A 20,351-nucleotide genomic window follows, 5' to 3' on the forward strand; every position below is an offset into this window, starting at 1 on the left:
TGACCTTGATCACCAAGGCCAGAGTCAGACGAAGATCACCAAGTGGGTCACTTTTGATCCGCCGTCAGAGGGTCAGCGTTCGGCCGTCGTCGAGAACGGATCTGCCCGAGGCGCCGGCCAAGCCCGCGAAGAAGGCGCCCTCACGGAGAGCTTCCTCAAGGACCGCCGGACGGGCGGGCGATCGGCAAGGTACATCAGCGCGCCGACCTGCCATGGTCAGGCTCATGGTCGGGGCTACGGTCAGGGCATGTCGCCGGAGTAGTAGGACGACATGAAGAATGCTGAACGCTGGATCTCTTTGATCAGCAAGGTCATCGCGTTCGTTTCCACATCAAGCGCATCACCGTGGAGCCCTTGGCCTATCCGCCCTGCTTCTCCGCCACGGCGTCGGGGTTGGTCACCACAACGGCGGCGTGCTGAGCGGAGCACTCACCTTCGCCTCCGTCGCAGGGCCTCGCCTCGGGAAGCCGCGATGAGACCTCAAGTTTGTGTGATCGAAGATTGGTCCCTCTGGTCTGCTAGCCTTCTGGAGGCCGTGCGAGAGAACGAGGAGGTGGTACCCGTGAACGTATTCACGTGGGTGCTCTCCTCTGGGGTCACGGTCGGACGATAGGTCGTCCGGGAGCGCCGTTCTGAGCCCTCCCGAAAGGCATGACCATGCACTTCACTTCTGAACAGCGTCTCGACGACGGTGTCTTCGAGCGCAAATTCACCCTGGGCGAGATCCCCGGCATCCTGTGGACGCCCGCATCTGCATCCGCACCGGTGCCGCTCATCCTGCTCGGCCACCCCCCGCTCGGACTGCACAAGATGTACCCCCGGCTGGTGGCGCGGGCCCAGCACGCCGCGGCGGACGGGTTCGCCGCGGCCACCATCGAGCTCCCTGGGAGCGGTGACCGGCCCCGTTGGGCCGCCGCCGAGCAGGCCCGTGCCGACCTGCGCCGGGCCATGGAGGCCGGCGAGCCGGTCAGTGACGAGATCATCGACGCCCTCATCCTCCCGCTGGTCGAAAAGTCGGTCCCGGAATGGCAGGCCGCCCTGGATGCCCTCCTGTCGCTGCCCGAGATCGGGGGCCCGGTCGGGTACTCGGGGGGAGTGATCTCCATCGGCATCCGGCTTGCGGTGGTCGAGCCGCGCATCGTGGCCGCCGGATTCTTCGCCGGGAGTTTCGTGCCTCGCGCCATGTTCGAGGAGGCCCGCCAGGTCACCATTCCGCTGCACGTCCTGCTGCAGTGGGACGACAAGGGGAACGACCGGCAGGCGGCCCTGGACCTGTTCGACGCCTTCGGCTCCAAGGAGAAGTCCCTGCACGCCAATATGGGCGGGCACACCGGTGTCCCGCAGTTCGCAGGGGAGGACGCGGCCCAGTTCTTCGCTCGGCATCTGAAGTGAGGCCGGGCCGCCGGGCCACCACCAGACGGTAAGCCGGGTTGGCCAGGATGCTGCTCATCGAGGGCAGCTCCCGGCGCCCCTCTGCTGTTATGTCGCGGGTCCCTGCCCAGCCGGTGGGGCCCGCGCCGCCCGAAGCCATGAATTGTTCGATTTCCGCGCTGTTGGTTGCTGCCCAGTGGACAGACAGAGTCTCCGGGACCCTCACGGCAATGACAGGCGAGTTCAAGCGCCGGCACGGCTTTCCCCCTGGCGCCAACGAGGTCCGGCCGGCCAACCGCGACGATCAAACCGCGGCTCGCGCGCTTGCCCAAGCGAGCCTCATCCCGGCCGACCTGGTCACCTTCTACTACAGCATCGGCGGCGTCACCTGGGCGGACGTCGGCAACGGCTACTTCCTCGACCCAGCAAGTGACGTCCTTCTGCGACTCCAGGAGTACGGCGCTGTCGACATCCGCGCGGACGAGAAGGTCCACGGTCTGGTCATCGGCTCGAACGGCGGCGGCCTGTCCTACGTCGCGCGCCCTGATGGCTCGGTTCATCAGACGAGGACGGCGTCGCTGGACGAACCGGAGCTCGACAAGGTAGCCGATGACCTGCGGCAGTTTCTAGAACTGCTGGAGCGATCCCTGACACGGTTCGTCGCCGACGGCGAGCCGGGATCTCTGTAGGTCAGCCCGCGAGGCCCATTCTGGTAGCCGCTGTAAGGGCGTGCAGATCTTTAACTCGTGGCTTTCCGCTCGGTGATTCGTTGGTCTGGCATGAGCGGTTTGGAAGGGCAACGGGCCGTGTTGGCAGCCAAGTTCAGGGCGATCCTGCCGCACCTCGACGAGCGACAGCGTCGCCTGCTGATAGGAGCGGAAGCCCAGTCCCTCGGCCACGGCGGGATCAGAGCGGTCGCCCGTGCCGCCGGTGTCCGTGAAGCCACTGTGTCTGTCGGAATGAGGGAACTCGACTCCAAAGAGGCCCCGTTGGGACGCACCCGCCGACCCGGAGGTGGCCGCAAACGCGTCGTCGACCTGAACCCAGCCGTTCGTGAGGCACTCCTCATGCTGGTCGAGCCCGACGTCCGCGGAGATCCCATGTCGCCGCTGCGCTGGACGACCAAATCCACTCGCAAACTTGCCGAGCAGCTGACCCGCCAGGGCCACAAGATCTCCGCGGACACAGTGGGCGACCTCCTGCGCGAGGAGGGCTTCAGCCTGCAGAGCAACGCCAAGGCACTGGAAGGCAAGCAGCACCCCGACCGGGACGCCCAGTTCCACTACCTCAACGAGCAGGCCCGCGGCCACCAGGACAGCGGGGCTCCGGTGATCAGTGTGGACACAAAGAAGAAGGAACTGGTCGGCCCCTTCAAGAACAACGGCCGCGAATGGGAGCCGAGGGGCGAGCCGGTGCGGGTCGACACCCACGACTTCCCCGACCGTGAGCTGGGCAGAGCGGTGCCCTACGGCATCTACGACGTCGCCGCGAACACCGGCTGGGTCAACGTGGGCACCGACCACGACACCGCTGCGTTCGCCGTCGAATCCATCCGCCGCTGGTGGAACGGAGCCGGGCGGGCCGCCTATCCCACAGCCGGCCGGCTGCTGATCACCGCCGACGCGGGCGGCTCCAACGGGTATCGCACCCGCACATGGAAGACCGAACTCGCCCGGTTCGCAGCCGAGTCCGGACTGGCGATCACCGTCTGCCACCTGCCTCCCGGAACGTCGAAGTGGAACCGGATCGAGCACAGGCTGTTCTCCCACATCACCATGAATTGGCGCGGAAGGCCCCTGACCAGCCACGAAGTCATCGTCGAGAGCATCGCCGCGACTACCACCAAGACCGGCCTGACCGTGCACGCCGAACTCGACACCAACTGCTACCCCACCGGTATCCAGGTCAGCGACGACGAGATCGCCGCCCTGCCGATCACCCGGCACCGCTTCCACGGCGACTGGAACTACACCCTCCACCCCCAGCTCCCGCTGGACACGGCGCCCACCAGCAGCACGTCAGACCAGACACCGGCGAGCGAGCCACATCGCCTCACCACGTATTCACTGCAGGACCCAGAGCTGACCGGCATGACCCGCCAACAGCTCAGCGAGCTCATCGACGCGCTGACTCCTGCACTGGAGGTTCAACGCGAGCGAGTGCTCCGCACCCGCCGCGGTCACGAGCGCCTGGTCGCCCCCGGCACAGGCGCCAAAGCCAAGCTCACACCCGATGACCGGATCCTGGCCACCGTGCTCCACCTGCGCAAACTCGCCACCGTGAACCTCCTGGGCGAGCTCTTCGGTGTCGCCGCCGCGACCATCAGCCGAGCGAACCAGGAAGTCCGGCCTCTCCTGGAAGCACACGGCCACCACGTCAACGCCTCCACCGTCCGGTTCTGTACACCCGCCGACGTCGCCGCGTTCCTTACCTCCGACCCCACCCAAACCAAGGTCAAAAAGACGAGTTAAAGATCTGCACGCCCTAAGCGATCATTTCAGAATGAGATGGGCGCGTAGCACGATCCGCCTGCGTCCAGGTGTCATCGTCTGAGCCCTTCGCCCCGGACGTTGCCGCCGTTGATCCAGGTCCTGCTCCAGCCCTCGGTGAACAATAGTTCGCGAAGGGCGTCGACATGCGTGCTGGTCAGCGGTGTGAGCTCAAGGAGCATCGTGCCAGGGTAGACACCGGGAATCCGAAGTCCCCACCTAATTACTTCGAGTTGCGCCATGATGCGTGGACGGATCCGGGTTGGGCTGCAACCGCGTAAACGGCCACAGGAGGCAGGTCATGGATGAGCGGTTCGCGGTGGTGGCGAGCGCGGGGTCGTTTCTGAAGAAGGACGGCGACGACGTCCGGCTCCCGCACCAGTGGACGCCCGGCGGCGTCGGGGTGCGGTCGGCGTTCACCGGTGGCCACGTGCTGAACCTGGCGGTGGCGGCGTGCGTGCTCAACGACCTCTACCGCGAGGCCGAGGCCGGCGGGGTGGAACTGCGGGGTGTCCGGGTGCGGGCGGAGGGCGGCTTCGACACCTCCCGATGGAAATCGTCCGGCATCTCCTACGCCGTCGAGGTCGACAGCGACGCGCCACAGGCGCTCATCGCGGCACTGATCGCAACCGTCGACGAGGTCGCCGAGATCCCCCGCGCCCTGCGCCAGGGTGCCGCGGTCACCCGCTCGGCGGGCTGAGACGCACGGGGCTCGCTTTCGCAGCAGGTTGAAGCCGGCTCGACCGTACATTCGGCGCTTGATCATCTTGATGCGAACGAAGATCAACAGTCACGAAGGTGGATGGACCACAGAACTTGAGCCAGAACCGGTTCTCGTGAACAAAGCCATCCGCGGACGCCGCGCGTCGACGTGATGGGTGGCTTCCCGGTCGATGTCGGCGAGCCGGACCTCGGTGGCGGCATCGAACCGGCCGGGGCGGGTGCCAGCGTCGACCTGACGGGTCGTGGTGCTCACCGTGACCGATGACGATGTTGCGCTGCTCAGCCACGTCGGATGGAGAACAAGCCCGCCGCCACCACCAGCACCAGCCCGGCCGCGATGAGGTACAGGCCAAGATGTTCTTCGGGCACTGCCGGTGACCACACCCGCCAGGCCGACGGGGTGTAGCCGTCGGCCGCCAGGAAGGACCCGTAGACCCTGGGGGGCGCGCTGATCTGGCCGCGCACCAACAGCAGTACGCCTATGGCGGCACAGGTCGCGGATATCGCATACAGGACCGAGACGCAGCGCGAGAGCGGTCTGTTCACAGGTTCTCCAAGCGCGTTCTGCGTGACATCCCAGGCCCCGCGCGGGCAAAACCGTCGTCCGGTTCATCGAGTCCACCACGCTCGGTGCCTCCGGTCAGGCCGGGATCTCCCCGACGCCGGTCGACCGCTCCCCTTGACTGCCACTGGGGGCGAGCAGGCTTCGTGACCTCGGCGCCGGGCCCCTCAATACGGGGGTGAAATCCTTTTCACCAGCAGGGTAGGGTGGGGATCCGGAAACCGGGTGAAAGGATGCGGACGCAGGTGGTGACGATCCATGACGTGGCGCGAGCCGCCGGAGTATCCCCGGCAACCGTGTCGCGTGTGTTCAACGGCGGCAGGGTCACACCGGAACGCGCCCAGTCTGTGCAACAGGCCGCCGAGGCCCTCGGCTTCGCGCCCAACCGGCTGGCGCGCTCGCTGCGCAAGCAGCGCTCCAGCGTGATCGCCCTGATCATCCCGGACATCGAGAACCCGTTCTTCACCTCGCTCGCCCGCGGTGTCGAGGACGCCGCGCAGCGCACCAGCCTCTCGGTCGTCCTGTGCAACTCCGACGAGGACACCGGCAAGGAGCGGCGCTACCTCGAAGTCGCGCTCGGTGAGCAGATGGCGGGTGTGATCGTCGCGGCGGCCTCTCAGGATGACACGGACCTGGGTCCGCTGATCGCCCGGGGCGTGCCCGTGGTCGCCGTGGACCGACGGCCGCACGACGCCGAGGTGGACGCGGTCAGGGTCGACGATCAGCACGGTGGTGAGGTGGCCACCCGCCATCTGGTGCAGGCCGGCTACCGCAGGATCGCCTGTATCACCGGACCCGAGGGCGCCTCCACCTCCGAGGAGCGGCTGGCCGGCTACCGTGCGGCGCTGCGCGCCGCAAGGAGAGACGAGGCCGTGGCCGAGGACACCTACGTCCGGCACGCCGACTTCCGCGTCGAAGGCGGCCGGGCGGCAATGCGCGAGCTGCTGGCCCTGCCCGAGCCGCCCGACGCGGTGTTCGTCACCAACAACCTCATGACCATCGGCGTCCTCGACGCCCTGGACGAGGTCGGCCGCACTCCGCCCGGCGTCGGCGTCCTCTCCTTCGGTGACGTCCCCTGGGCGTCGCTGGTGCGACCGTCGCTGACGGCGGTCGAGCTGCCCTCGTACGAGCTCGGGCGCACCGCCGCCGACCTGCTGCTCCAGCGCATGGAAGGCAGCGCGTCACCATTGCAGACGGTGGTGCTGCGCACCAGGCTCCAGATTCGGGAGAGCACCGCCGGACCGGTCGCGGACTGACGGACACGACGAACGCGCACGGTACGCACTCGTACGCGCCCCAACTGCTCCGGACATCCCCGTACCGCACCCGTGGGCACAAGGCGCGGCGCCCACCGCACGCGTGAGGCGCCGCACTGGTCATCCGACCGGTGCGGCGCCCCTTTGGCTACCGTGCCGCTACTTCATACCGGACGTCTTGATCGACTCCACGATCTGCCGCTGGAAGACGAAGAACAGCGCCAACATGGGCAGCGCCGCCACCGTCGCCGCCGCCAGGATGTAGTTCCAGTTGGATCCGTACTGCGTCTGGAAGGAGGCGATGCCGAGCTGGACCACTGTCAGGGACTGGTCGTTGGTGGCAACCAGCGGCCAGACGAATGCGTTCCAGTTCGCGAGGAAGAAGAAGATCGCCAGGGCCGAGAGGATCGGCCGGGACATCGGCAGGACGATGTTCCAGTAGACCCGCCAGTGGCCGCAGCCCTCGACGATGGCCGCCTCCTCCAGTTCCCTGGGCAGCCCCAGGTAGAACTGGCGCAGCAGGAAGATGCCGAAGGCGTTGAAGATCGCCGGGATGATCAGGCCGGCGTAGCTGTTGAGCAGGCCCAGTTCGCGGGCGACCAGGAACAGCGGGATCAGCACCACCGGCGCGGTGACCAGCAGCGTCGCGAAGATGGCGCCGAAGAGCTTCTCGCGGCCCGGGAAGCGCAGCCGGGCCAGCGCGTAGGCGGCCATCGAGTGGAAGAACAGCGCCGCCACGGTGATCATCGCGGAGATGAAGAAGCTGTTCCACAGGTAGCGCCCGAACGGCACCTCGGTGAAGACGTAGACGAAGTTGTCGAACGTGAAGTCCCGGGGGATCAGGTTTCCGTCGGTGACGGTGGCCCGCGTCTTGAAGGACGCCGTGACCATCCACAGCACCGGGAAGATACTGATCAGCGACAGGACCACGGCCAGGGCCGTCAGCCCGGTACGCGAGGTGAGCGGCCGGCGTCGGCCGGTCGGTGGGGTGGCCTGGGTCGCCATGGCGTCACTCGCCATCGTCGAACCTCCCGCCTCTCGTGAGCTTGAAGATCACCATGGAGACGACGACCATGATCAGCACCAGGAACGAGCCCATCGCCGACGCATAGCCGTACTCCCCGAATCCGAAGGCCTGCTGGTAGATGTAGAAGATCGCCAGCGAGGTGCCGTTGGCCGGACCGCCGTCGGTCAGGACGAAGATCAGATCGAGACCGCCGGTGATCGCGGCGACCGTCGACATCAGCAGGACGAAGAAGCTGGTGGGGCGCAGCAGCGGCCAGGTGATCGTGCGGAAGGTGGTCCACGGGCCCGCTCCGTCGAGCTTCGCGGCCTCGTAGAACTCCTTGGGGATCTCCTGGAGCCCCGCCAGGAAGATGATCATGTAGTAGCCCATCATCACCCACACCATGACGGCGATGACGCAGCCGAGGGCCAAGGACGGGCTGCCGAGCCAGGACTCGCCGTCGAACCCGGCAGCGCGCATGGCCCGGTTGACCACACCCGTCTGCTCGTCGAGCAGGAACTTCCACAGCACGCCGACCACCACGAGGCTGATGACGTACGGCAGGAAGAGCGCGGTGCGGTAGACCCCGACGCCGGGCAGCTTCTGCTTGACCAGCAGTCCGAGGCCGAGACTCACACAGAACAGGACGGGGACGAGGATCACCACGTACTCGCCGGTGATCTTCATCGAGTCCCAGAACAGCGGGTCGTTCATCATCCGCCGGTAGTTGCCGAGCCCGATCCACTCGTAGCTGCCGAAGCCGCTGACCTGGAAGAAGCTCAGGCCGATGGAGAGCACCATCGGGATCGCGACGAAGACCAGCAGCCCGAGCACGTCGGGGGCGAGGAACAAGCCTGCGGCCAGCCACTCGCGGTGCTTGCGGCTGAGTCTGCGCCCGTCGGACGAGGCGGGTGCCTGCGTCGGGGCGACGGCGGTGCGCCGGCCCTCCTGTGCGGCGACGCTGCTCATATCAGGCTCGCCCCCTTGTAGCTCTTGGTGTAGGCCGCGATGGACTGGGCGGCTCTGGACGCCTCGCCGGCCACCCCGCGGCCGGCGAGCATGGATCCCTGGATGGCGTCGGAGATCGCCTTGTAGACGACCGGGGGGTAGCGCGGCTCGGCGCGGCCGCCCGGGAAGATCTCGTCCTTGAACTTCTTCATGATCTCGGAGTCGTAGCCGCCCTTGGCGGCTCCGCGCTCCAGGGCGCTGACACGGGGCGCCACGTCGGACTTGGCGCCGACGCACCAGTCGACCATCCGGTTGACGGAGTCGTCCTTCATGGACCCCAGCGCCCAGACGCAGAACTCGGCCGCTGCCTCGGGGTTGCGGCCCTGCGCGTTGGCGCAGAAGGACCAGCCGCCCAGCGTGGTGACGTACTTGCCGCCCGGAGGCACCGGCAGCTTGAAGACGCCGTACTTGTACTGGGGTGCGAACGCCTTGAAGCTGGAGACGTTCCAGATGCCCTGCTGCCACATGGCGACGTTGCCGCCCTTGAAACCGCCGATCACGTCGCCAGCGGCGGGCACGGTCCGCGGCGCGATGCCGTGGCGTACCGCGTCCTGCCACAACCCGAGGGCCTGGCGGGTGGCCTTCGAGTCGAAAACGACGTTGCCCTGCGCGTCCAGGACGTCGCCGCCGCCCTGCCACATCCAGGGGTACCAGGTGAAGTTCTGGTAGTAGCCCGGGTTGGCCTCGAAGACGAGCCCGGCCCGCGTCCTGGTGCGCAGCTTGTCGCCGATGTCGAGCATCTGGTCCCAGGTGGTGGGGATGTCGGCCTCGGACAGTCCCGCCTTCTCCCAGACGTCCTGGGCGTAGAACATGGCCAGCGGCTCGATCTCCATGGGGAGGGCGTAGACCTTGCCGTCGACCCTGCGGCTGTCGAGCGCGGTGCCGAAGTCGCCGATGGCCTCCTTCTCCATGTACGGAGTGAGGTCGGCCAGCACGCCGCCGTTGTAGTAGCGCAGGAAGTCGCCAGGGGAGAGCAGGAAGATGTCCGGGCCCTCGCCGGTGGCGAAGGCGGACGGCAGCTTGAATCCGTTGAGGTAGGTGGGCTGCGGCAGGTAGACCAGGTCGATCTGCGCCTTGTGGGTGGCGTTCCACTTGGCGACCATGTCGACGAACCACTGGGACTGCGCGTTGATCGCCGGGTCGGGCGAGCGTTGCGGTCCGTAGAAGTTCCAGAACTGGAGGTTGCCGCCCTTCGCCTGGGCCGTGCCGCAACCGGTGAGCAGGGCCGGGGACGCCGCGGCGGCTCCGGCGCCCGCCACCGCGGTGAGGAAGCGGCGGCGTGATGTGCCGGAGGCGGAGCCGAGGCCTGATGTGTCACAGACGCGGCCTGAGGTGCCGAGCGGTCCGGCTGGACGCGCGGCGTCGTTGCCGTGCTGGAGCATGCGTGCGCTCCTGTCGGAGTGGGATGGGGCTGCGGGAGAAGAGCGGTCAGTCGACTTCTAGCGTCAGCAGGTCCGGCGTGGCCGGGCGGGACGCGGAAGACGGAGCGTCCAGGTAGAACAGCGAGGTGCTGGCGATGTCGTCGCTGGTGTGCCGGTAGCGGTGCGGCAGGCCGTTGCCCTGGCCAGGACCGATGCCGAGGCTCTGCACGGTGACGCGGAGGTCCTCACCGAAGCGGATCGGGTCCAGGATGTGCCAACGGTACATGCCGAACCGCTGCTGGCTGCGGTACAGCCCGTCCGGGCTCAGGATCTGGTTGAGGCCCAGGTAGGGAGTGGTGTAGGCGGTGTAGCCCTGGCCGGGGACGTCAAAGTTCCAGGCGCCGCCGAAGTAGTCCTCGGTGCCGGTGCCGCAGATCGTCGGGAACTCGTCGTCGCCGTCGAGGTAGAACTTCAGCTCGCCCTCGCCCCACCAGCCCGGGCTGTTGACTCCCCAGGCGATGTAGGTGCCGACGTAACTGCCGGCGCCGGTGACGCCTTCGAGCAGGGTGTGCACCTCGCCGAACGGGACCGGGTGACTGCGGCGCCACTGGGCGTGGAAGTAGGAGGCGTCGTCGCCGACCTCGTCCAGTTCGTAGTCGACCTGGTAGTAGAGCGTGACCTTCTCGGCGGTCAGGTTCTCCAAGGTGATGCGCGCCCTGCGGCGGAACGGCATCGGCCAGTAGGCGTTGAAGCCGCCGTTGGGGTTGGCCGCGACCGGCACGGACGAGACCTGGCTGAACGTGTTCCAGCCGTTGCAGAAGAAGTCGCCGAGCGGCACCTCGACGGCCGGCTCCTCTTCGCCCTCCCAGTACATCCGCAGCAGAGTGCCCCGCCACGCAGTGTGCGGGTCGGTGGTGCACCACAGGTGGCGGAGCGTGCCGGGGCCCTCGATGTCGGCGAGCACCGCCGTCTCACCGGCGGCGATGTCGATACTGGGCGAGATCTTCCAGCCCGGCCCCAGCCGGCTCGCCGCCACCGCTCCGGTGCCCTCCGTGGCGCGGCCGCCGCCGGATTTGGCGCCGGTGACGTTCTCGGCGCTGATGGAACGGCTGACGGCACGCGTCCTGCGGGAGATGCCGTCGAGTCCAAAGGTCGTCATCGTGTCTTGCCCTCATGGTGGAGTACGGGGGCGCGCGCCGCGGGCCGGCACGGGCACCGTGGGGCGCGGGAAGAGCGAGGTGGCACCGACACCTCGGTGAAACACCTCTGAAATCCATTTCACCGAAACGTAGAGGGGGTCCTCAGGGGTGTCAAGAGGTGAGACGTTCAGGTGTACCCGGATGGCGGCCGCGTGTCACCCAAGGCCTCTCACCAGGAAAAACCGCGGCTCGCGTGTGGACTCTTGACCCTGAAATCGATTTCTGCGATGGTCCTGGGCATGCCTCGCAACGCAGTCATCGGCGTGGACATCGGCACGTCGAGCAGCAAGGGCGTCCTCGTCGGCCTCGACGGTTCTCTGATCCGCTCGGCCGTACGGGAGCACAGACCTGCTCGGCCGGGACCCGGCCGCTTCGAAATGGACGCTTCCGTGTGGTGGCGCGAGTTCACCGAACTCGCCCGCGAGCTGACCGGCCCGGGTGACACCACCGTCCTCTCCGTCGGCGTCAGCGGCATGGGGCCCTGCGTCCTGCTGACCGACGAGCACGACACCCCGCTGCGCCCCGCCGTCCTCTACGGCGTGGACACCCGCTCGGTCCGCCAGATCGAGCACATCGAGGTGCGGCTCAGCGCCAAGGAGATCATCCGGCGCGGCGGCTCGGCCTTGACCACCCAGGCCGCGGGGCCGAAGATCGCCTGGATCGCCAAGGAGGAGCCCGAACTCTATGCCCGGGCCCGTCGCCTCTACATGCCCAGTTCCTGGCTGGCCCGGCGGCTCACCGGCGCCTACGTCCTCGACCACCACTCGGCCAGCCAGTGCACCCCGCTGTACGACACGCACGCCTGCGAGTGGTACGCCCCCTGGGCTGCCGAGGTGGCCCCCGGCATCGAACTGCCGCCGCTGCGCTGGTCCGGCGAGGCGGCAGGCACCGTCACCGCCGAGGCCGCCCGGGAGACCGGCCTGCCCGTCGATATCCCCGTCACCACCGGCACCATCGACGCCTGGGCCGAGGCACTGAGCGTGGGTGCGCAGAACACCGGCGACCTGATGCTGATGTACGGCACGACCATGTTCCTCGTCCACACCGTGCCCCAGTCGCTCACCAGCCCGTCCCTGTGGGGCACGGTCGGCGCCCTGCCCGGGACCCGGAACCTGGCGGGCGGCATGGCCACCTCCGGTGCGGTCACCAACTGGCTGCGCGACCTGTTCGGCGGCACCGACCACACCAAGCTCACCCGCCTGGCCGCCGAGTCCGGCCCGGGCGCCAACGGCCTGCTGATGCTGCCGTACTTCTCCGGCGAGCGCACCCCGGTCATGGACCCGGACGCCCGCGGAGTGATCGCCGGGCTGACCCTCTCCCACACCCGTGGCGACCTCTACCGGGCCGCCCTGGAGGCCACCGGTTTCGGTGTCCGCCACAACATCGAGGTCATCGAGGAGGCCGGCGGCGACATCCGCCGCGTGGTCGCCGTCGGCGGCGGCACCCAGGGCTCCCTGTGGACACAGATCGTCTCCGACATCACCGGCCGCCCGCAGGAGCTGCGCACCACCACCATCGGTGCCAGCTACGGCGGCGCGCTGCTGGCCGCTCAGCTCGTCGGGGACGCGTCCATCGACGACTGGAACCCGGTACGCGCGACGGTGACACCGCGCGCCGAACACATCGCGCGCTACGACGCGTCGTACGCCCTCTACCGGCGGCTGTACCCGGACAGTGTGGATGTCGTCCATGCCCTGGCGGCACTGCAGGAGCGCTGACGGGCACCTCGTGCGTGCCCGCAGACGGCCGCCTTCACCTGTCCGCAGACGACCCCCTCCCCCTGCTCGGCGACGGCCGGTCGCCGCCTGCCCCTGACGGCCGACCGCCGCCCCCTCGGCGGCGGCCGGCACCGGCCTGCCGCCGTGGGGCCGTCACACCGGATTCACCCACTGCTCGAGACAGCGGCCCCGCTCCGGGGCCGAACGCACAACCTATGGAGACCGCATGACCACGTACTCCCTGCCCGAGTTCAACCGGCCGCCGGCCACCGAGCCGCACACCGTCTACACCGTGGCCAGCGGCGACCTGCGCCCTGCCGCCAACGTCACCTGCTGGCCCACCCAGGAGAAGCTGGAGAGCGACCTCGCCGCGGCCGTGACGGACCTCGGCTGGAAGCTGCACCGCGGTCACGTGGTCGACGAGGCCAAGGGCCACGGCTTCATCGACAGCCAGCGCGCCGGCATCGAGGTCTTCAAGACCCTGCCCAAGGACGCCCCGCTGATCGTCGTCGAGGCCGTCTGGCAGTACAGCCACCACGTCCTCGCCGGTCTGCGCAGCCACGAGGGCCCGATCCTGATCGTGGCCAACTGGAGCGGTGAGTTCCCGGGCCTGGTCGGCCTGCTCAACCTCGCCGGCAGCCTCACCAAGGCGGGACGCGACTACTCCGTCCTGTGGAGCGCCGACTTCACCGACGAGTGGGCGCGCGAGGGCCTGCGCACCTGGCTGGAGACGGGCACCCTCACCCACGACACCGGCCACGTCCGGCCCCTGCCGCCCCTGTCGCAGGACCCGGAGACCGAACTGGGCGCGGCCCTCGCCCGTCAGCTGCGCGAGGAGAAGGCGATCATCGGCGTCTTCGACGAGGGCTGCATGGGCATGTACAACGCCATCATCGACGACGAGTTCCTCAACCCGCTCGGCATCTACAAGGAGCGCCTGTCGCAGAGCGCCCTGGTAGCCGAGATGAAGAAGGTCTCCGACGAGGAGGCCCAGGCGGTCCGCGTCTGGCTCGACCACGCCGGCATGACCTTCCACACCGGCACGGACGAGGCCACCGAACTCACCGACGCGCAGCTGCTCAGCCAGTTCAAGATGTACATCGCCGCACTGCGCATCGCCGACGACTTCGGCCTCGACGCTGTCGGCATCCAGTACCAGCAGGGCCTGAAGGACACCGTCCCGGCCAGCGACCTCGCCGAGGGACTGCTCAACAACGTCCAGCGCCCGCCCGTACTCAGCCGCGACAGCACCCGTGAGCTCTACGCGGGCACGCCACTGCCCCACTTCAACGAGGTGGACGAGGGCGTCGCCGTCGACTCCCTCGTCACCAACCGCATCTGGACGGCGATGGGCCTCGACCCGGCCACCACGCTGCACGACATCCGCTGGGGCGAGGAGTACGACGGCCGGTTCGTCTGGGTCTTCGAGATCTCCGGCTCGGTGCCGGCCTCCCACAACGGCGGCTACGACAAGTCGTACAGCATGCGCCAGCCCCCGATGTTCTTCCCACTCGGCGGCGGCACCCTCAGCGGTGTCTCCAAGCCGGGCGAGATCGTCTGGTCGCGCGTGTTCCTGATGGACGGCCGGCTGCACGTCGACCTCGGCCGCGCCACCTCGATCGAGCTGCCCGAGGCGGAGACCCGGCGCCGGCTGGAGGCCACCAACCACCAGTGGCCGATCATGCACGCGATCCTGCACGGCATCACCCGCGACCAGTTCATGGCCCGCCACCGCGCCAACCACCTCAACGTCGCCTACGCTCCCGACGCGGCAACCGCCGACAAGGCGCTGCGCGCCAAGGCGGCACTCTTCGCCGAGTTGGGCGTCGAGGTGCACCTGTGCGGGGACGTGACGCTCTAGCCGCGTCCCGGCGGTGAACCTGAGGCAGTCACGCGCCGGCGCGGGGCGGAGCCGACGACGGTGGCCACCTGCCGGGGGTGGACGTCGGCCCTCTGGCCCTGCCGCCGGAACTCGGTGTTGACGATGTACTGACCGGCGGTGGGGAAAGTGATGTCCACCGCAAGCTGCCCAGGCCGACCGGTCGGCTGCGGATGCGCGTAAGCAAACGTGCCGAGGTCGGCGCGGGTGGCCACGGCCTGCACCGAGCAGCGGCGGGCAGTCGTCGGAACCAGGTCACGTGACAGGCTCCGTGAGGGACTGCTCGGCCCGGATGACCTTGCCCTCCGGCAGGTAACGGGTGCCCCAGCGCTGGGTGAACTGGGAGATCAGGAACAGGCCGCGGCCGCCCTCGTCGGTCGTCTTCGGATGGCGCAGGTGCGGAACGGTGGCTCCGCCGTCGAACACTTCACAGATCAGGGACCGCTCCAGGATCAGGCGCAGCCGGATGGGACCGACGGCATGCCGCATCGCGTTGGTGACGGGTTCACTGACCACGAGCTCGGTGGTGAAGGCCGACTCGTCCAGACTCCAGGCGTCGAGCTGCCGGGTGCTCGTTCTGCGGGCCTCGGCGACGACCGCCGGGTCGGTGGGCAGGTCCCAGGTGGCGACCTGTTGGGTACCGATGCGCCTGGTGCGTGCCATCAGCAGGGCCGCGTCGTCGTGCGGGCGGACGGGGACCATCCAGTTCGTCGGTCACGGCGCGACACTGTTGGTCGAGTGACGAGTCGGCGCGCTCCAGGTGGCGACGCAGACGCTCTCTCACCACGCCGGGGTCAGCGTCCTCGTCACCCTGCGCAACGGCTTCGCTTCTGTCGATCTTCGGGCACCCCGCCACCGCTGGGCTTGTTATCAGCCGGCCAACTGGTCGGCGCCCGCATCGCCGTCGGCACCTCCGCGCTGTAGACCCCGTAGCGCGCCCGCACCCCTGGTCGGCAGTCCTGCCGCTTCCGCCGCCGTCCACAGGACGTCCCGGAGCATGGCGGGGGTGAGCCTGCCGGTGAAGACGTTGCGCTGGCTGACGTGGAAGCAGCCGAAGAGGTCGAGGCCGTCGAGCGGCACCCGGTTGCCGTGGGCGAAGGCGGGGCGGGGCCGGGGCACCGTCCAGCCCGCCTCGGCGACGGCGGGCAGCGCGGCCTGCCAGCCGAAGGCGCCGAGCACGACCACGGCCCGCAGGGTGGGCCGCAGCAGCTTCAGCTCCTGGACCAGCCAGGACCGGCAGGTGTCCCGCTCCCCCGGTGTCGGCTTGTTGTCGGGCGGGGCGCAGTGCACGGGAGAGGTGATCCGCACGCCATGCAGTTCCAGGCCGTCGCCGGCCCGGACCGAGGTGGGCTGCGAGGCGAGCCCCACGTCGTACAGGGCCTCATAGAGCACGTCCCCGGAGCGGTCCCCGGTGAACATGCGTCCGGTCCGGTTGGCGCCGTGCGCGGCCGGAGCGAGCCCCACGATCAGCAGCCGGGCGCCCGGCGACCCGAAGCCTGGCACCGGCCGCCCCCAGTACGTCCAGTCGGCGAACGCGGCCCGCTTGGTGCGGGCGACCTCCTCGCGCCAGGCCACCAGACGCGGACAGGCCCCGCACTGCGTGATCTGTTCGTCGAGTACGTGAAGGTTGCTGGTCTCCATGCCCTCCACCGTAAATTGGCCCAGGGCTCCCACCTCGGACACCAGGGGACAAGTATGCGAGTAGGACCATTGATTGGCGCCCACCGCTTGCCGACGTGATTCTCGACACAGGTTGCCGACACTGCCGACCCGCGGAAGCTCTCTGGCCCCAGTGAGTGTCGACAGCGCCTGTTTTCCGACACTTGCCCCTATGCGGCTGGTGACAGCCTTCTTACCCGCAGTCGGCCGAACCGCTGACCAGCGAAGCGTACCTACTTTGCGCCTGGTGTCGGCCCCGGACTCGTATCACTGACCCACGGTGCAAAGTAGCCGCCGCTCCCCTCTGCCCTCCCGTTTATGGAAAGGCCGGGTCGTGTCCATTCGGTCGTAACGAATGGTGCATGTTCTGACATGCGCTGACGCTGCGGGTATGCGCGAGTACGAGAGCCCCTCCACGATCCGGATTCCGCCGCAGGATCAGCTGGCCAACGCGGTATTCCGAGGCGACCCCCCGAGCCTGTCCTGTTCGACCGGCCAACGGGAAGTGGCTGGGAGCCCGTGACCGCCGCGCAGTTCGCGACCGAGGTGCGCGCCCTCGCAGCAGGCTTCCTCGCCGCCGGCATCCAGCCCGGCGACCGGGTCGCCCTACTGGTCGCGACGCGCTACGAATGGACTCTGACCGACTATGCCCTGTGGACGATCGGTGCGGTGCCGGTGCCGATCTACGACACCTCCTCGCCCGAGCAGATCCGGTGGGTACTGGAGGACTCCGGGGCCGTCGCGACGGTCGAGGCGCTGCGGACCTTCTTCGAACAGCCCGACACCGACGCGGTGAAGGCCCAGATGACACACGTCCTGGACGCACTAGCGCCGTCGCCAACGCCCCAAGGGCAACGAGCGGCCCACTGTCACCCTCCACCGCCACCTGGACGGCCGGCCCACCCGCTGACCAGGCCGCCCCCGGCCCGCCGTCCCGCAGAGGGTGCGGGACGGCGGGTCACTCGACGTCCGCTCCCCGACCGGGCAGCAGGGCGTGCAGATAACGTCGCCGGAAGACCCGCTGCGCGACCAGCAGCACCGGGAACACCGGGCGCCACCACCCGTGTGGGGCGGCACTGGTCAGGGAGCGGATCGTCAGTGCGACCGTGCCGTCGGGGGACCGGTGGACGATGAAGGCCTCCTCACCGCTGACGGGATGACCGGGCAGGGTGCCGTAGGCGAAGCCGCAGCGGTCCGGGGTGTCGACGACGGCGACGACCCGGACCGGCTCCCGCACCACGCAAGGACCGAATGCCGCAGTGACCTGGTAATCCGCCCCCTCGACGACCCGCTCCCCTGCACCGTCGCGGCCACTGACGGTGAAGCCGCTGCGCCGCTTGACGCCCCAGCGCAGCACCGCGTCCGCCGCGGCTTGCCAGTCCGCCTCCCCGCGGCCGATGACGACGGTACGGGCATAGGGGCGCAGACCTGTGTTCCCCGACGGCCATGGCTCGTCGGCGGGTCGGGTCGCCCCGGCCGGGCCGTAGGTGAGTGCGCCGGCTGACGGGCCGCGTCTCGTACGGTTGTGGGGCATGACGCTCCTGTCGGACGGGCGGGCCTTGATCGTAACGCGGTGGTGCTCCTCCGCACGGTCGACGGTCGGCCGGAAGGGCGTTCCACGACGGAGTGCCAGGAGTTGTTACCTAAGGGCTTGCCGATCATCAACGTGTCGTCTTGATCTTGCTGTTGGGGCTGTTGCTTTGGGTAGTGACTCTGGCGTGAAGGGCTGTGAGAGCGGCGGGTGGGTGGTAGTCGGCGGGATAGCGATGTCCTCCGCCTCGAGTAGTCGTCATCGTCGAGCCCGGCGGTGTCCGGGTCGCGCAGCGGGCGTAGGCCGGGACGGTGGCCCGGAAGCTATAGCGGCCCAGGCAGTTGAGCTAGCAGTTGGTCCGCTGTTCCCCGAGGCCGTACGACCAGGGCCTCCTCCACCACGTCGGCACGCACGTGCAGTTGGAGGACCAGATGGTCACCTGGGTCGACGGCATGGACAGCCCCGACCGCATGGATGCCGCGGTGCACGGATTGACCGAACTCGCTGACCCCGACCAGTTCGCTGCCGTCGTCGGACACATCCACGACGACCGCCTCGGCGGACGCCGATAACCCCCGAAAACGGCCCCATAAAGGCCAACGGCCCGCGCACGCCACGCCAACCGGCCCTGCGCGCCCCGGCTGCTAGAGCCTCCTGGTCTGTGTGTTGTGACCGACTGCCGGCCCCGCGAGCCTCATACCCAGCATCATCTCTGGGGGTATAGGGGGCATCTATGCTGGAACTTCCGTTGTGGTTTCCATGGGCAGCTGACTGGTGCGATGGCGGTTCAAGGAGCAATTTTCGAGGACAAGCCTCCGATCCAGGAGCCGGTCAGGTGCTCGTGGCGGAGTTGAATGCCCGTGATGGCCTGCATGACGAGGAGCGCGCCGACGGCCACCCGATCCGGCTCCGGAACGGGTTCCTCTTCGGTGGCGTAGTCGTCCGGAAAGCCGACGAGGCGCAGCGACTCGGTGGCGCGTTGGCTGTACGGGCCCCAGCGCCTGTTGGTGCGTGGGTCGATACCGCACGGCTGGGAAGCGTCCTCACAGAATTCCACTTGGAGCTGGTCGGGGTCGGAGAAGGCGGTGCATGCCGGCCGGCCGGGGGAAGCGAGCGAGGACAGTACGTCGGAATGTGTTCCGACCCATCCTGTGCTCGCTTCGCATTCGGTGATGATGCTCCAGACATCGTCCACGGGAGCGGCGGCAAGCAGCACGGGTGGACCGTTCCGAGGGTCTCGCCCGGCGAAAGCGGAGGCGAGGTCTGCGGGCAGGGGCTTGCTCGATTTCCTGAACTCCCATGATGCGCAGGGCGGACTGAGTGATCGTGGAGCAAGGGTGATGCACCAGCCCTCTCCCCAGAGTTGCCGCAGATCCAGGATTCTGCTCCTCATCGGTGACTCCATTGGACGAAGACGGTGTGGGGTGGGACGCACCGGCGCCCCACCCCACAGAGACCGTCCAAGGCCGTTGTAGGTACTGGCGTAGGGGCCTGTTCCATAGCAGGCACCGTCCTTGTGGTCTCCGTTGGCCTTGTAAACGGCGGAGTGAAGTTCAGGTGTGATGCGGTGCAATGGTGCACCGCTCGGGCCGCTGGCAACCCATGCTCCGGGAATCTCCTTGTCTCGCGGGGCGGGTTTACCGGGGGGCGCCAGCAGCAGGTAGGTGTAGTTCGAGTACCACTGGGCGTAGACGATGTGCTCTGCGACTTTCCCCTCTTTGGCGCTCGGTGAGTACGTGAGGTGGCTGTAGGCGCCGGGGAAGACGCAGCCTTCCGACTCATCGGCCCAGCACGGGGAATCAGAGCAGTAGAAAGCCCCACTCCCGGTTCGGGAAGCGGCGCTCCGTGGGTGTCGGGCGAGCAGAGAGCGGCCGGCATCGTGCCCGGGTATCGGCTCGCAGTGGCCCGGGACGTATCCCAGGTGTGTTCCCGGCCGCTTTCGCGCCCGCCCGCACCCGTGCGGGGGCCTCCCGGCAAGTCACATCGTCCTTCAGACAGCGGTGAAGGCTGGCGAGCAGCTTCCCGTACAGGTGGCGAAGCGCGGCGGCGTATCGGTCGCCGCAGGCGCAGCGACGGTCGAAGTGGGCGCTGCATCCTGCGGATCGGGAGAGGTTTGCAAGGCCCAGTAGTGGCCGACCGCCTTCAAACGGCGGTTGGCGATGCGCCGGTGGGTGACGACGCGGCTGCTACCGCTCCCCCAGGTGAGGGGGCGGCGCCGACGCACGCGCGCAGGGCCGCGGACAGTGAATCGAAGGGTCATCGCCGATTTCTGCCCGGATAAAGCACCATCGGGGCCCGCCTCCAGGTCACCACCGAGCCTGTGCCTCTGCGGATGATCCGCAGCAACAGCCTGCCCTCGTCGTCATCGATATCCCGGACCTGCGCGCTCAGCCACGTGATCGTTCTGGCCGTCCGACGCCGCCCGTACGGGAGTGCCGAGCGCAGCGGTCGACACCTGATCCCAACCGAAGTTGACCGGATGTCACCGGTGCTGACTAGTAGCGTGTCGCTGCTTAGCTCTGGGTTGTTTGGTCGGGAGGCTGGTGTGTGGCAGATTCCCCTTCCGTTCTGCCGGACAGGGCTGGTGCG

Annotated in this window: 19 protein-coding genes and 3 pseudogenes; 11 read left to right on the plus strand and 11 right to left on the minus strand. The window is 68.4% G+C overall.

Annotated elements, in window-relative coordinates; all coding sequences use genetic code 11:
- The 4 genes from ABZ818_RS38545 to ABZ818_RS38560 all read left to right on the plus strand — a co-directional run.
- Positions 1 to 262 (plus strand): hypothetical protein (locus ABZ818_RS38545; RefSeq protein ID WP_361425716.1); only part of this gene is annotated, 262 nt, incomplete at its 5' end.
- 395 nt (positions 263 to 657) lie between these two features.
- Positions 658 to 1,392 (plus strand): alpha/beta hydrolase, encoded by a 735-nt coding sequence (locus tag ABZ818_RS38550; RefSeq protein ID WP_361425719.1) that lies wholly within the window; start codon positions 658 to 660, stop codon positions 1,390 to 1,392.
- A 209-nt stretch (positions 1,393 to 1,601) separates the two neighbouring features.
- Positions 1,602 to 2,060 carry an SMI1/KNR4 family protein gene (locus tag ABZ818_RS38555; RefSeq protein ID WP_361425722.1) on the plus strand — a complete coding sequence of 153 codons (459 nt, stop codon included), beginning with the start codon at positions 1,602 to 1,604 and terminating at the stop codon, positions 2,058 to 2,060.
- Between the two features lie 90 nt (positions 2,061 to 2,150).
- Positions 2,151 to 3,842, plus strand: a complete 1,692-nt coding sequence (locus ABZ818_RS38560; RefSeq protein ID WP_361425725.1) for an ISAzo13 family transposase — start codon at positions 2,151 to 2,153, stop codon at positions 3,840 to 3,842.
- A gap of 71 nt (positions 3,843 to 3,913) precedes the next feature.
- On the opposite strand, the gene ABZ818_RS38565 is transcribed toward ABZ818_RS38560, so the two are convergent.
- A complete protein-coding gene (locus ABZ818_RS38565) occupies positions 3,914 to 4,042 on the minus strand; it encodes a hypothetical protein (RefSeq protein ID WP_361425728.1) in 129 nt (42 codons plus the stop codon).
- A 119-nt stretch (positions 4,043 to 4,161) separates the two neighbouring features.
- Here ABZ818_RS38565 and ABZ818_RS38570 point away from each other — a divergent pair, with 119 nt between their 5' ends.
- A complete protein-coding gene (locus tag ABZ818_RS38570) occupies positions 4,162 to 4,560 on the plus strand; it encodes an OsmC family protein (protein WP_361425731.1) in 399 nt (132 codons plus the stop codon).
- Between the two features lie 302 nt (positions 4,561 to 4,862).
- On the opposite strand, the gene ABZ818_RS38575 is transcribed toward ABZ818_RS38570, so the two are convergent.
- Positions 4,863 to 5,129 (minus strand): hypothetical protein, encoded by a 267-nt coding sequence (locus ABZ818_RS38575; protein WP_361425734.1) that lies wholly within the window; start codon positions 5,127 to 5,129, stop codon positions 4,863 to 4,865.
- Positions 5,130 to 5,378: 249 nt separating this feature from the next.
- On the opposite strand from ABZ818_RS38575, the gene ABZ818_RS38580 reads away from it, so the two are divergent.
- Complete coding sequence (locus ABZ818_RS38580; protein WP_361425737.1) at positions 5,379 to 6,401, plus strand: LacI family DNA-binding transcriptional regulator; 1,023 nt, start codon at positions 5,379 to 5,381, stop codon at positions 6,399 to 6,401.
- Positions 6,402 to 6,560: 159 nt separating this feature from the next.
- Here ABZ818_RS38580 and ABZ818_RS38585 read toward each other — a convergent pair whose 3' ends face one another.
- The 4 genes from ABZ818_RS38585 to ABZ818_RS38600 are packed head-to-tail and all read right to left on the minus strand — an operon-like array spanning position 6,561 to position 10,935.
- Entirely contained in the window at positions 6,561 to 7,421 is an 861-nt protein-coding gene (locus ABZ818_RS38585; protein ID WP_361425740.1) for a carbohydrate ABC transporter permease, read from the minus strand.
- Positions 7,411 to 8,376, minus strand: a complete 966-nt coding sequence (locus tag ABZ818_RS38590) for a sugar ABC transporter permease (RefSeq protein WP_361425743.1) — start codon at positions 8,374 to 8,376, stop codon at positions 7,411 to 7,413. The genes ABZ818_RS38585 and ABZ818_RS38590 overlap by 11 nt, the downstream gene beginning before the upstream one ends.
- On the minus strand, positions 8,373 to 9,797 hold the full coding sequence (locus ABZ818_RS38595) for a sugar ABC transporter substrate-binding protein (RefSeq protein WP_361425746.1): 1,425 nt from the start codon (positions 9,795 to 9,797) through the stop codon (positions 8,373 to 8,375). The genes ABZ818_RS38590 and ABZ818_RS38595 overlap by 4 nt, the downstream gene beginning before the upstream one ends.
- Positions 9,798 to 9,843: 46 nt before the next feature.
- Positions 9,844 to 10,935 carry a glycoside hydrolase family 172 protein gene (locus tag ABZ818_RS38600; RefSeq protein ID WP_361425749.1) on the minus strand — a complete coding sequence of 364 codons (1,092 nt, stop codon included), beginning with the start codon at positions 10,933 to 10,935 and terminating at the stop codon, positions 9,844 to 9,846.
- 279 nt (positions 10,936 to 11,214) lie between these two features.
- Between ABZ818_RS38600 and ABZ818_RS38605 the strand changes: the two genes are divergently transcribed.
- Positions 11,215 to 12,693 (plus strand): FGGY-family carbohydrate kinase, encoded by a 1,479-nt coding sequence (locus ABZ818_RS38605; RefSeq protein ID WP_361425752.1) that lies wholly within the window; start codon positions 11,215 to 11,217, stop codon positions 12,691 to 12,693.
- Between the two features lie 226 nt (positions 12,694 to 12,919).
- Positions 12,920 to 14,554, plus strand: a complete 1,635-nt coding sequence (locus tag ABZ818_RS38610; RefSeq protein WP_361425755.1) for a fucose isomerase — start codon at positions 12,920 to 12,922, stop codon at positions 14,552 to 14,554.
- Positions 14,555 to 14,827: 273 nt separating this feature from the next.
- Here the strand turns inward: ABZ818_RS38610 and ABZ818_RS38615 are convergent.
- Positions 14,828 to 15,353 (minus strand): annotated as a pseudogene (locus ABZ818_RS38615) (ATP-binding protein); the annotation flags it as partial.
- Between the two features lie 89 nt (positions 15,354 to 15,442).
- Entirely contained in the window at positions 15,443 to 16,213 is a 771-nt protein-coding gene (locus ABZ818_RS38620; protein ID WP_361425758.1) for a uracil-DNA glycosylase, read from the minus strand.
- 528 nt (positions 16,214 to 16,741) lie between these two features.
- On the opposite strand from ABZ818_RS38620, the pseudogene ABZ818_RS38625 reads away from it, so the two are divergent.
- Positions 16,742 to 17,032: pseudogene (locus tag ABZ818_RS38625) on the plus strand (AMP-binding protein); the annotation flags it as partial.
- A gap of 157 nt (positions 17,033 to 17,189) precedes the next feature.
- On the opposite strand, the gene ABZ818_RS38630 reads toward ABZ818_RS38625, so the two are convergent.
- A complete protein-coding gene (locus tag ABZ818_RS38630; RefSeq protein ID WP_361425761.1) occupies positions 17,190 to 17,765 on the minus strand; it encodes a DUF1990 domain-containing protein in 576 nt (191 codons plus the stop codon).
- A 350-nt stretch (positions 17,766 to 18,115) separates the two neighbouring features.
- Between ABZ818_RS38630 and ABZ818_RS38635 the strand changes: the two genes are divergently transcribed.
- Positions 18,116 to 18,334, plus strand: a complete 219-nt coding sequence (locus ABZ818_RS38635; RefSeq protein ID WP_361425764.1) for a hypothetical protein — start codon at positions 18,116 to 18,118, stop codon at positions 18,332 to 18,334.
- 215 nt (positions 18,335 to 18,549) lie between these two features.
- Here the strand turns inward: ABZ818_RS38635 and ABZ818_RS38640 are convergent, their stop codons facing one another.
- Positions 18,550 to 18,978, minus strand: a complete 429-nt coding sequence (locus tag ABZ818_RS38640; protein WP_361425767.1) for a hypothetical protein — start codon at positions 18,976 to 18,978, stop codon at positions 18,550 to 18,552.
- Between the two features lie 1,064 nt (positions 18,979 to 20,042).
- Positions 20,043 to 20,132: pseudogene (locus ABZ818_RS38645) on the minus strand (helix-turn-helix domain-containing protein); the annotation flags it as partial.
- Between ABZ818_RS38645 and ABZ818_RS38650 the strand changes: the two are divergent.
- A partial coding sequence (locus ABZ818_RS38650; protein ID WP_361425770.1) for a hypothetical protein occupies positions 20,095 to 20,351 on the plus strand: 257 nt, incomplete at its 3' end. The pseudogene ABZ818_RS38645 and the gene ABZ818_RS38650 sit on opposite strands and share 38 nt — an antisense overlap.

It is taken from the genome of Streptomyces sp. NPDC047453, from assembly GCF_040643155.1.
GTDB lineage: Bacteria > Actinomycetota > Actinomycetes > Streptomycetales > Streptomycetaceae > Streptomyces.